This is a genomic window from Actinoplanes sp. NPDC089786, from assembly GCF_040684855.1.
GTDB lineage: Bacteria > Actinomycetota > Actinomycetes > Mycobacteriales > Micromonosporaceae > Actinoplanes.
Map to the genome: position 1 here is coordinate 1,602,167 of NZ_JBFBGU010000001.1, position 11,744 is coordinate 1,613,910.

At 70.4% G+C, this 11,744-nt stretch carries 11 protein-coding genes; 6 read left to right on the top strand and 5 right to left on the bottom strand.

The window, feature by feature from the left end; all coding sequences use genetic code 11:
• Positions 1–12: 12 nt before the first annotated feature.
• From AB0O15_RS07775 to AB0O15_RS07795, 5 genes are all read right to left on the bottom strand, one after another.
• Positions 13–1,086 (bottom strand): ABC transporter permease, encoded by a 1,074-nt coding sequence (locus tag AB0O15_RS07775; RefSeq protein ID WP_364315442.1) that lies wholly within the window; start codon positions 1,084–1,086, stop codon positions 13–15.
• Positions 1,083–1,979: an ATP-binding cassette domain-containing protein gene (locus AB0O15_RS07780; RefSeq protein ID WP_364315445.1), complete on the bottom strand. Its 897-nt coding sequence runs from the start codon at positions 1,977–1,979 to the stop codon at positions 1,083–1,085. Before AB0O15_RS07780 ends, AB0O15_RS07775 begins: the two co-directional genes overlap by 4 nt.
• 61 nt (positions 1,980–2,040) lie before the next feature.
• Entirely contained in the window at positions 2,041–2,697 is a 657-nt protein-coding gene (locus tag AB0O15_RS07785) for a response regulator transcription factor (protein ID WP_364315447.1), read from the bottom strand.
• Positions 2,694–3,983 (bottom strand): sensor histidine kinase, encoded by a 1,290-nt coding sequence (locus tag AB0O15_RS07790; protein WP_364315450.1) that lies wholly within the window; start codon positions 3,981–3,983, stop codon positions 2,694–2,696. The genes AB0O15_RS07785 and AB0O15_RS07790 overlap by 4 nt, the downstream gene beginning before the upstream one ends.
• A gap of 10 nt (positions 3,984–3,993) precedes the next feature.
• Positions 3,994–4,365, bottom strand: coding sequence for a MerR family transcriptional regulator (locus tag AB0O15_RS07795; protein WP_364315452.1), 372 nt, complete (start codon positions 4,363–4,365; stop codon positions 3,994–3,996).
• Between the two features lie 637 nt (positions 4,366–5,002).
• On the opposite strand from AB0O15_RS07795, the gene AB0O15_RS07800 reads away from it, so the two are divergent.
• The 6 genes from AB0O15_RS07800 to AB0O15_RS07825 all read left to right on the top strand — a co-directional run bounded on the left by AB0O15_RS07800 (position 5,003) and on the right by AB0O15_RS07825 (position 11,702).
• Positions 5,003–6,532 (top strand): amino acid permease, encoded by a 1,530-nt coding sequence (locus AB0O15_RS07800; protein WP_364315455.1) that lies wholly within the window; start codon positions 5,003–5,005, stop codon positions 6,530–6,532.
• Between the two features lie 18 nt (positions 6,533–6,550).
• Complete coding sequence (locus AB0O15_RS07805) at positions 6,551–7,897, top strand: glutamine synthetase family protein (RefSeq protein WP_364315456.1); 1,347 nt, start codon at positions 6,551–6,553, stop codon at positions 7,895–7,897.
• 1 nt (position 7,898) lies between these two features.
• On the top strand, positions 7,899–9,254 hold the full coding sequence (locus AB0O15_RS07810; RefSeq protein ID WP_364315459.1) for an aldehyde dehydrogenase family protein: 1,356 nt from the start codon (positions 7,899–7,901) through the stop codon (positions 9,252–9,254).
• Between the two features lies 1 nt (position 9,255).
• On the top strand, positions 9,256–10,020 hold the full coding sequence (locus AB0O15_RS07815) for a 3-oxoacyl-ACP reductase (protein ID WP_364315462.1): 765 nt from the start codon (positions 9,256–9,258) through the stop codon (positions 10,018–10,020).
• A 224-nt stretch (positions 10,021–10,244) separates the two neighbouring features.
• A complete protein-coding gene (locus AB0O15_RS07820; RefSeq protein WP_364315465.1) occupies positions 10,245–10,934 on the top strand; it encodes a gamma-glutamyl-gamma-aminobutyrate hydrolase family protein in 690 nt (229 codons plus the stop codon).
• Between the two features lie 18 nt (positions 10,935–10,952).
• Positions 10,953–11,702 carry a gamma-glutamyl-gamma-aminobutyrate hydrolase family protein gene (locus AB0O15_RS07825; RefSeq protein WP_364315467.1) on the top strand — a complete coding sequence of 250 codons (750 nt, stop codon included), beginning with the start codon at positions 10,953–10,955 and terminating at the stop codon, positions 11,700–11,702.
• Positions 11,703–11,744: the final 42 nt, after the last annotated feature.

Consider the following 11,744-nt stretch of genomic DNA (forward strand, 5'->3'; position numbering starts at 1 on the left):
CCGGGGCGGCGGTCAGTTGATCAGGGAGCGGCTGCGCCACGCGGTGGCGAACGAGGTGCGGCCGTTCGTGCGCAGCAGGGAGCCCTCGTAGAGCCGGGCGCCGATGCCGAGCGTGGCCAGCGCGGTGAGCGCCAGAAGGGCCAGGGAGACGAAGGGTTCCCAGGCCGCCAGGTCGCCGGTGAAGGCCCGGACCGGCATGGCCAGCGGGGCGCTCAACGGGATGTAGGACAGCACCTTCATCGCCAGGGCGTTGTCGGACAGGAAGATGGTCAGGAAGAACGGGATCATCACGATCATCTGCAGCGGTGCCGAGACGCCGGCCAGATCCTCCTGACGGGCGGCCAGGGCGCCGGCGCCGGCCCACAGGGTGGCCAGCATGATGAAGCCCACGATGAAGAACGGCAGGAACCAGCCGATCGCCGGCGCGATCAGCGACACGATGGTCGTGTCCACCCCGGCGAGCTGCATGCCGGCGAAGGCGACCAGGGTGATCAGGGCGATCTGACCGAACGCGAGCAGGCTCATCGCGGCCACCTTGCCGGCCAGCATGGCCCGCGCCGGGATGCTGGCGACCAGGATCTCGACGATGCGGGTGGCCTTCTCCTCGGTGACGCTCTGCGCGATCTGCAGGCCGAAGGTCAGCGACGTGGTGAAGAAGATGAAGGCCAGGACGAACGGGACCAGGAACTCCACCGCCGGGTCGCGGTCGCTCGGCTCCAGCAGCTCGACCGGCGGCGCCTCGCTCAGCGCCTTCACCACCGGGCTGGGCGCCTCGTCCAGGGCGATCACCTTCGGGCCGCCGACCACGGCCGCGTCGGCGTCGCCGTCCCGCACCATCCGGGTCGCCTCGGCGTCCGACGACGCCGGCAGCACGGTCAGACCGGCCCGGCTCAGCGCCTCGGACGACGCCGTGGCGCTGGTCGAGACGGCCACGTTCTGCGGGTCGTCGTCCAGCAGGATCGGCAGGGTCACCGAGCCGATCGCGATCAGCAGGAAGAAGACCGTACTGAAGAGGAAGGTCTTGTCGCGCAGTTTGACCTTGATCTCGCGCGCGGCCACCAGGCGCGCCGCCTCGAACGTGGTCACGAGGTCACCACCTCTCGGAAGATCTCGGCCAGCGACGGCCGCACCGGACCGAAGCTGCGGACCGGGCCGCGGGCCACGGCGGCCCGAAGCACCTCCTGGTCGTCATGGGCGCCGTCCAGGTCGAACACGGCGCTCGGGCCGTCCAGGCTGACCAGCGTCACGCCGGGCTGGTCGCGCAGCCAGCCGGCGTCGGCGGCCACCTCGATGGCGAAGCGGGGGAGGGCGTACGACGAACGCAGCTCGGCCCGGCTGCCGGCGGCCCGGATCACCCCGTCGGCGATGATCACCAGGTCGTCGCAGAGGCGTTCGACCAGTTCCAGCTGATGGCTGGAGAACAGCACCGGAGCGCCCGCGCCGGCCCGCTCGCGGAGCACGCCGACGACGGTCTCGACGGCGATCGGATCCAGCCCGCTGAACGGCTCGTCGAGCACCAGCACCTCGGGGTCGTGCACCAGCGCGGCGGCGATCTGCACCCGCTGCTGGTTGCCCAGCGACAGCTTCTCCACCTGGTCGCCGCCACGGTCGGTGAGCTGGAGGCGCTCCAGCAGGGCGGCCGTGCGCCGGCGGGCGTCCTCGCGGCTCAGGCCGTGCAACTGTCCGAGGTAGACGATCTGGTCGGTGACGGTCATCTTCGGGTAGAGGCCGCGTTCCTCCGGCATGTAGCCGAACCGCTGCCGGGTGGGCCGGTCCAGCGGCGCGCCGCGCCAGGAGACGGCGCCCTGGTCGGCGGCGAGCACGCCCAGGATGATCCGCATCGTGGTGGTCTTGCCGGCCCCGTTGGCGCCCACGAAACCGGTCAGCCGGCCCGCGGTCACCCCGAAAGTGACGTCCTTGAGCACCTGTCGATCGCCGAAGCTACGGCTCACGGCGTCGACGGTCAGAACATCGGTCATGCTGGTCAACGCTAGTGAAGAGGGGTGGGCGGCGCGTCCGGCGGCAGGACGACGGCCGGGGTCATCCGCGCGGAGGACCCGGATGGACCACCCCCAGTTCGTAGGCGAAGACGACCGCCTGGGTCCGGTCGCGGGCGCCGAGCTTCATCAGCACCCGGCTGACGTGGGTCTTCACCGTGGTCTCGCCGAGGTGCAGGGCGGCCGCGATCTCGGCGTTGGTCGCGCCGCCGGCCAGGTGCACCAGCACCTCGTGCTCGCGCGGGGTCAGGTCGGTCAGCCGGCGGCCGGGCGCGGGACCGGACGGCCGGGCGAACTCGGCGATGACCCGCCGGGTGATCTCGGGCGCGAGCAGGGCGTCGCCGCGGGCCACCACCCGGACCGCCTCGGTCAGCGCCTCGGGCGTGCCGTTCTTCAGCAGGAACCCGGACGCCCCGGCCTGCAGCGCCTCGAACAGGTACTCGTCCCGGTCGAAGGTGGTCAGGATCAGCACCCGCGGCCCGTCCCGCGTGGTGATCCGGCGGGTCGCGGCCAGCCCGTCGGTGCCGGGCATCTCGACGTCCATCAGCACCACGTCCGGCCGCAGCGAGCCGGCCAGGTCGATCGCCTGCGCGCCGTCCGAGGCCTCGCCGATCACCTCGATGTCGTCCTCGAGGTCGAGGATCACCCGGAAGCCGGTGCGGACCATCTGGTGGTCGTCCGCGAGCAGGACCCGGATCACGCGTGGGCCGCCGGCTCGGCGGAACGCTGCGCGGGGATCGAGGGCAGTTCCAGAGGCAGGCGTACGCGAACCCGGTAGCCCCCGTCGGCCCGCGGCCCGGCCTCGATCGACCCGTCGTGCACGGCCACCCGTTCGCGCATGCCGATCAGGCCCATGCCGCCGGTCGCCGGCACCGCGGACCCCCGGCCGTCGTCGGCCACGTCGACCTCCAGTTCCCGGGACAGATAGCGGATGCGTACGTCCACCGTGGACGCGTGCGCGTGTTTGAGCACGTTGGTCAGCGCCTCCTGGACGATCCGGTAGGCCACCTGCGTCACCGAGTCGGGCAGCGGCACCGGCTCACCGTACGTGGTCAGCTCGGCGGTGAGCCCCGCCTCGCGTACCCGGACCAGAAGTTCCTCGACCCGGTCCAGCCCGGCGGCGGTGAACGGCGTCTCCTCCGGCGCGGTGTCGCCCGCGCGCAGCGCGCCGAGCATCCGCCGCAACTCGGCCACGGCGGTGCGGGCGCTCTCTTCCACCGCGGTCAGCGCGGCCCGGGTCTTGCCGGCATCCTTGTCCAGCGCCTTGCGGGCGGCCGACGCCTGGATGCCCATCACCGACACGTGGTGGGCGACCACGTCGTGCAGTTCCCGCGCGATGCGCACCCGCTCGCCGAGGACGGCCCGCTCCTCGGCCTTCTCCTGGGCGGTCCGCAGCTGCTCGGCCTGCTCCTCGAGCTGGTGCTGGCGGCGGGCGGCCAGCCAGGTGCCCTCGCCGGCGAGGTACGCCCCGGCGAAGATCCCGACGTTGACCAGGAGCAGGTTGACCAGCGTGGCGAAGGTCGGGGTGAACGGGCCGCGGCCGTCGGTCACCCGGTCGAGCATGTCCAGCGAGAGCAGCCAGGAGACCAGGACCCAGCCGAGCATCCCGGTGATCACGATGATCCGGGTCCAGCGGGCGACCTGGCGATCGCGGCCCCAGGCGCCGAGCGCGTACATCGACGCGAACAGGACGCCACCGGCGAACTGGGTCTCCTGGGCGCCGCGGATCTGGCCGGCCAGGAAGAGCAGGGACACCACGATGAACACGGCCGTGGGGTGGGCCCGTCGCCAGACCAGCGGCACCGAGATGGCCACCGCCCAGGCGTAGTGCTCGGGCGCGCCGGGCTGGAAGTGCCAGATGAACATGCCCGCGCTGCGCGCCATGGCCACGTTGAGCACCGCGCCGGCCGTGACGCCCAGCGCGATCCACAGATCGATGCGGCGTTGCCGCGGGGTGGGTCCGGGGCGCTGCCATTCGTCGGGCATGCGCTGGAAACTACCCGGCCTGGTCGTACTCGTGGGGGGTCTGCGGCTGGTGGGTGTGGGTGGGGACGTCGGCGTCGTCGTCGGGGGTGAGAATGCCGCCGAGGTCGACGATGGTCCGGTGGGCGGCGGCGAGCCGGTCCTCGAGCGTGACGATCCGGCAGGCCGGCGTGAGCTGTACGCCCTCGTCGAGCAGTTGCCGTACGCGTGCGGCCAGCGTCAGCTGGTGCCGGGAGTAGCGGCGGTGGCCGCCGTCCGAGCGTTCGGGCTCGATCAGCCCGGCCGCACCGAGGCTGCGCAGGAAGGCGGGGGTCACCCCGATCATCTCGGCCGCGCGGCCCATGGTGTACGCGGGGTAGTCCGCGTCGTCGAAGCTGCTGCTCATGCGCCTTTCCGGGGGATCGAGGGGTTATCCGCACACTCCAGGGCCCCGGCGGGTAACCGGGGCCCTGGATTTTCAGTTCTGTGGCCGTCTCACCGCACGCGTGCCGCTAGCGGTGGGCCGGAGTGAAGGGCATCGGCTGCGATCACCTCTTGTCGGGTCGGGGACGTGGCGAGTTCCGCTTCCACTTCGCTGTGGTATCTCGTCCTCCTTCTCCAACTCCAGCGTCTTGCCTGTTGCGAGTCGGTTCGTGCGTTACCGACTCCACCGATGTTAGGCCGGTCACAAACAGATTTCTAGTGTCTCCGCTGTAGATTTTCTCCAGCAGCGCGGGAGCGGGCGTGACCGATAACGGCGATGCCGTCGTGAGAGAGGTGACCGCGCTCCCGCGCCGCCGCGGGAAGGTGTTCGTGGGGCCTGCCGAGGGCCCGCGCCGGAAGTCGGCGTCAGAACACCGGCAGGGCCGCATCCGTAAGGATCGCGTCTATCTGAGGCCCTGACATGGCAACGAGTCTGCCGTCAGCCGAACGGCCGGGCAACGCAATTAACCCGGCGCATTGACGCTGGTAACACCACGGGGAGATCATCACGGCACGGCCGTGGCTTGCGTCACAGTCGACCCCCTGGCTGAGGGAGACACATGAGTACGCAACAAGTCCCCAGCACCGACGAAGAACGCCTCGCCCAGCTCGGCTACCAGCAGGAACTGCATCGCCGGCTGTCCGGATTCTCGAACTTCGCGGTTTCCTTCTCGATCATCAGCATCCTGGCCGGCGCGATCACGTCGTACGGCATAGCCATGAACGCCGGCGGTCCGCTCGCGATCACGCTCGGCTGGCTCTTCGTCGGCGTCATGGTCACCTTCGTGGCGCTGGCCATGGCCGAGGTCTGTTCCGCCTACCCGACCGCGGGCGCGCTCTACTGGTGGGCGGCCGCGCTGGCCAAACGCAACAAGGCCGCCTGGGCCTGGTTCATCGGCTGGTTCAACTTCCTCGGCGAGGTCGCGGTCACCGCGGCCATCGACTTCGGCGCCGCGATCACCACGTCGGCCTTCCTGAGCCTGACCTTCGACATGGAGGTCACCAAGCTCCGGACCTTCCTGATCTTCCTCGTCATCATCATCGTGCACGGGCTGCTGAACACCTTCGGCGTCAACCTGGTGCGGTTGCTGTCCGACGTCAGCGCCTGGTGGCACCTGGTCGGCGTCGCGGTCATCGTCATCGTGCTGGCCGTGGTGCCCGACCAGCACAAGCCGATCTCCGAGGTGTTCTTCGAGGTCAAGAACGAGACCGGGTTCACCTTCGGCGGCGCGGCGTTCTACGCGGTGCTGGTCGGTCTGCTGATGGCCCAGTACACGTACACCGGCTACGACGCCTCGGCCCACGTGGCCGAGGAGACCCACGACGCGGCCCGGGCCGCGCCGCGCGGCATCGTGATGTCCGTGGTGGTCTCGGTGATCGCCGGCTTCTTCCTGCTCACCGCGATCACCTGGGCCATCCAGGACTACGACGCGGAGCGGACCACCGAGCTCGCCCTGCCGCCCGCGCAGATCTTCATCGACGCGGCCGGCCACAACCTCGGCACCTTCCTGCTCTTCATCTGCATGGTGGCGCAGTGGTTCTGCGGGATGGCCTCGGTCACGGCGAACTCCCGGATGTCGTACGCGTTCGCCCGCGACGGCGCGCTGCCCGGCTCGCGGCTGTGGAAGCAGGTCAACCCGCGCACCGGCACGCCGACGAACTCGATCTGGCTGTGCGTGACCCTGTCCACGCTCCTGGTGGTGCCGTCGCTGGTGAACACCACGGCGTACGCGGCGGCCACCTCGATCGCGGTGATCGGCCTCTACGTCGCCTACGTGGGACCGGTGTTCCTGCGCCGCATGCTCGGCGCCGAGTTCCAGGTCGGGCCCTGGAATCTCGGGAAGTGGAGCGCGCCGATCGGCTGGATCGCCATCGTGTGGGTAGGAATCATCTGCGTCCTCTTCATCCTGCCGGTGGCCGGGCCGATCACCGCGAGCAACTTCAACTACACGATCTTCGCGGTGGCGGTGGTGCTGGCCTTCGCGACGATCTGGTGGTTCGCGAGCGCTCGCAAGTGGTTCACCGGCCCCAAGCAGAACGTGATCGAGAAGGCCGCGCACGGCGAACAGACCATGCCGACCGCCGAGTAAACAGGGGGACGACCGAAGATGAACCTCGAGGACCTGGATGTTGCCGTGGACAACGGCAGCGTCGACACGGTGCTGCTCGCCCTGACCGACATGCAGGGCCGGTTGCAGGGCAAGCGCCTGCACGGCCGCTACTTCATGGACGAGGTGGTACAGGGCGGCAGTGAGGGCTGCAACTACCTGCTCGCGGTGGACGTGGACATGAACACCGTCGACGGGTACGCGATGTCGTCGTGGAACAGCGGATACGGCGACTTCGTGATGAAACCGGACTTCAGCACGCTGCGTCCGGTCCCGTGGCAGCCCGGCACCGCGATGGTCCTCGCCGACCTCGAGACCACGAGCGGCGAAGCGGTCTACGCGTCACCCCGTCAGATCCTGCGCCGCCAGCTCGACCGGCTGGCGGCGCACGGCCTGACCGCGTACGCGGGGACCGAGCTGGAATTTGTGCTCTACAAGGACTCCTACGAGCAGGCGTCGGACAAGAACTACCGCGACCTGATCCCGGCGAACCAGTACAACGTCGACTACTCGTTGCTGGGCACCGCGCGGGTCGAGCCGCTGCTGCGCCGGATCCGCAACGAGATGTACGGCGCCGGCCTGCTCCCGGAGAGCGCCAAGGGCGAGTGCAACTTCGGGCAGCACGAGATCGCCTTCCGCTACGACGAGGCGCTCAAGGCCGCCGACAACCACGTCATCTACAAGAACGGGGCCAAGGAGATCGCCGCCCAGGAGGGCATGGCGCTCACCTTCATGGCCAAGCCGAACGCCCGCGAGGGCAACTCCTGCCACATCCACTTCTCGCTGCGCGGCGAGGACGGGAGGTCGGCGATGCTCGGCGACGGGCCGGCCCACCTGAGCGTGACCGGGCAGCGGGTGCTGGCCGGTCTGCTCGCCACGATGCGCGAGTTCAGCCTGCTCTTCGCGCCGAACATCAACTCCTACAAGCGCTACGCGCCCGGGTCGTTCGCGCCCACGGCGCTGCGCTGGGGCGTGGACAACCGCACCTGCTCGCTGCGGATCGCCGGGCACGGCCAGGGCATGCGGGTGGAGAACCGGGTGCCGGGCGGCGACGTCAACCCCTACCTGGCGATCGCGGCGCTGGTCGCGGGGGCGCTGCACGGCATCGAGAACGACCTTCCGCTGGAGGACGAGTTCGTCGGGAACGCGTACGACGACGCGACCGCGGGACGGGTGCCGGCGACGCTGCGCGAGGCCGCCCTGCTGTGGTCGGCCGGCAGTGTGTCCGAGGCCGCATTCGGTGCTGACGTGCGCGATCACTATGCCAACATGGCGTCGGTCGAACTGGCCGCATTCGACGCCGCGGTGACCGATTGGGAGCTGCGGCGCGGCTTCGAAAGGCTCTGACTTGACCGACGTGATCAACCCCTCGACCGGGGCGGTGCTCACCTCCGTACCCGGCCTGGGTGTGGAAGAGACCGACGCGGCGATCGAGCGTGCCCAAAAGGCCTTTGTCTCCTGGCGCAAGGTCGCCCCCGGCGACCGGGCCCGGTTGTTGCGCCGCTTCGCCGCGGTGGTCGACCAGCACATCGACGAGCTGGCCGATCTGGAGGTACGTAACTCCGGGCACACCATCGGGAACGCGAAGTGGGAGGCCGGCAACGTTCGGGACGTGCTCGACTACTACGCGGGCGCGCCCGAGCGGCTGTCCGGCCGGCAGATCCCGGTGGCCGGCGGCCTGGATGTGACGTTCCACGAGCCGCTGGGCGTGGTCGGCGTGATCGTGCCGTGGAACTTCCCGATGCCGATCGCCGGCTGGGGTTTCGTGCCCGCGCTGGCGGCCGGCAACACCGTGGTGCTCAAGCCGGCCGAACTGACCCCGCTGACCGCGCTGCGGCTCGGCGAGCTGGCCCTGGAGGCCGGCCTGCCGGAGGGCGTATTCACCGTCGTCACCGGCCGGGGCAGCACGGTCGGCCAGCGGTTCGTCACCCACCCGGCGGTCCGCAAGGTGTGCTTCACCGGCTCCACCGAGGTCGGCAAGGCGATCATGGCGGGCGCCGCCGACCAGGTGAAACGGGTGACGCTCGAGCTCGGCGGCAAGAGCGCCAACATCGTCTTCGCCGACGCCGACCTGGAGAAGGCGGCCGCGTCCACGCCGGCGAGCGTGTTCGACAACGCCGGCCAGGACTGCTGCGCCCGCTCCCGGCTGCTCATCCAGGAGTCGGTGTACGACAAGTTCCTCGCCCTGCTGGAACCGGCCGTGCGGGCGTTCCGGGTCGAAGACCCGGCGTTGCCCAGCGCCGAGATGGGACCGCTGATCTCGGCCACCCAGCGGCGCTCGGTGTCGACCTACGTCGACGACGCCGACGTGGCGTTCCGGGGCAGTTCGCCGGACGGCCCCGGCTGGTGGTTCGCGCCGACCGTGCTGCTCGCCCGCTCGACCGCCGACCGGCACTGGCGCGAGGAGGTGTTCGGCCCGGTGCTGTCGGTGCTGCCGTTCCGCGACGAGGAAGACGCGGTCCGGCTGGCCAACGACACCGAGTACGGCCTGTCCGGCAGCCTCTGGACCCGCGACGTCGGCCGGGCCCTGCGGGTGTCCCGGGCGGTGGAGACCGGCGCGCTGAGCGTCAACTCGCACTCGTCGGTGCGCTACTGGACGCCGTTCGGCGGCATGAAGCAGTCCGGCCTCGGCCGCGAGCTCGGCCCGGACGCGCTGCTCTCGTTCACCGACGTCAAGAACGTGTTCATCGCTACGGAGGACTGATTTGGAACGACTTCAGGACCGGGTCGCCGTGATCACCGGCGCCGGCAGCGGCATCGGGCTGGCCACGGCACGGCGCTTCGCTCTTGAAAAGGCGAAGGTCATCTGCGCGGACATCTCGGTTGCCGCGGGAGAAAAGGCGGTCGAGGAGGTAGGCGGCGAGTTCGTCCAGGTCGACGTGGCCGACGAGGAGTCCGTTCGCGCGCTGATGGACGGCACGGCCGAGCGGCACGGGCGGCTGGACATCGTCTTCAACAACGCCGGCATCTCGCCGCCGGACGACGACTCGATCCTGGAGACCGGGCTGGACGCCTGGGAACGGGTGCTCAAGGTCAACACCACGTCGGTGTTCTTCGGGTGCAAGTTCGCCATCCCGCACATGCGGCGGCAGGGCAAGGGCTCGATCATCAACACCGCCTCGTTCGTGGCGCTGCTGGGCGCGGCGACGTCGCAGATCGCGTACACCGCCAGCAAGGGTGGCGTGCTGGCGATGACCCGGGAGCTGGGCGTGCAGTTCGCCCGCGAGGGGATCCGGGTGAACGCGCTGTGCCCCGGCCCGGTGGCCACGCCGCTGCTGATGGAGCTGTTCGCCAAGGATCCGGAGCGGGCCGCCCGCCGGCTGGTGCACGTCCCGATGGGCCGGTTCGCCGAGCCCGCCGAGATCGCCGCCGCGGTCGCCTTCCTGGCCAGCGACGACGCCAGCTTCATGACGGCCAACCAGTTCGTGGTGGACGGCGGCATCACCGGGGCGTACGTGACGCCTCTGTAGCAAGTCGGGTGTTTAACACCTGTGAACCCTGGGCAGAGTTTGTGCACGTCCGATGTAATGGATGCAGGGGTCACATCCCCGCTCGTGTGTGCCCAGAGGCGCCGCGTGGGCGGGCCGATGGGCCCGGTGCGCGGCGCCCTCCGGATTCCGGGGAGGCGCCGCGTTCCGTTTTTCCTCCCCGCGTGGCACTTGATCGGTAACGAGTGATCCGTAACGTGGGGGTTATGCGCCGCCCGATCATCGGCATCACCACCTATGTCGAACCCGCCGCCTGGGGCGTGTGGCAAGACCTGCCCACGACGCTGCTGCCGCACGCCTACGTGGAGGCGGTCACCCTGGCGGGTGGACGGGCCGTGCTGTTGCCGCCGGACGACGCGGACGTCGACTTTCTGCGTACGCTGGATGGGTTGGTGCTCTCCGGCGGAGCCGACCTCGACCCGGCGCTCTACGGCGCCGAGGCCGAACCGCTCACCGTCGCCCGCACCGACCGGGACGCGGCAGAGTTGCCGCTCACCCGCGCCGCCCTCGAGGCCGACCTGCCGATCCTCGGCGTGTGCCGGGGCATGCAGGTGCTCGTGGTGGCCGCCGGCGGGACGCTTCATCAACACCTGCCCGACGTGCTCGGCCACGAGAAACACCGGCCGGCGCCGGCCGTCTACGGCACCCACGCCGTGACGCTCACCGCCGGCAGCCGGATCGCCGGCCTGATGGGCGACGACCTCGAGATCGACTGCTATCACCACCAGGGCGTGGCCGATCCCGGATCGCTGCTGGTCACCGGCCGGGCCGAGGACGGTCTGCCCGAGGCGGTCGAAGACCCGGCCCGCCGGTTCGTGCTCGGCGTCCAGTGGCATCCCGAAGTACACCGGGACAAGCGGCTGTTCGGCGCCCTGGTCGACGCGGCCCGCCCCTGAGGAATGCGAAGGAGGAACATGGTCAGGCCCCTGATCGGACTCACCGCGTACGCACAGCAGGTGAAGTACGGCAACAACGATCTGCAGGCCGGGATGCTCCCGATGACCTACGTCAAGGCGGTGCACGCCACCGGCGGCCGCGCCGTGCTGATCACCCCGGACGACCCCGGCACCGACGTGCTCGACTCGCTGGACGGCATCATGTTCTCCGGCGGCGGCGACATCGACCCGGCCCACTGGAACGAGGAGCTGCACCCGGCCGCCGACATCGACGAGGCCCGGGACACCTCCGAGCTGATGCTGATGAAGGCCGCGCTCGACCGTGACCTGCCGATCCTCGGCGTGTGCCGCGGCCTCCAGGTGATGGCCGTGGCCTCGGGCGGCTCCCTGCACCAACACCTGCCCGACGTGATCGGCCACGACCGCCACCGCGCCTCCCCGGGCACCGACCCGCTGGCCGCCGACGCGTCCGCCTACGGCCGGCACGACGTCGTGACCAAGCCCGGCTCCCAGGCCGCGGCCCTGCTCGGCGAGCGCCTCACCGTGAACTCGTTCCACCACCAGGGCATCAACGACCCCGGCACGTTCACCCCGACCGGCTGGTGCCCGGACGACCAGGTGATCGAGATCATCGAGGACCCGGACCGGTACTTCGCGCTGGGCGTGCAATGGCACCCGGAGCGCACCGGCGACCTCCGCGTCTTCGCCGCGCTGGCCGAGGCCGCGTCCCGCCGGTACCGCGCCGGGCGGCCGGTGCTCGCCGCCTGACGGTCGCCGACCGGTCGGTCGCGCCTCGCGGTGTTACCGTGC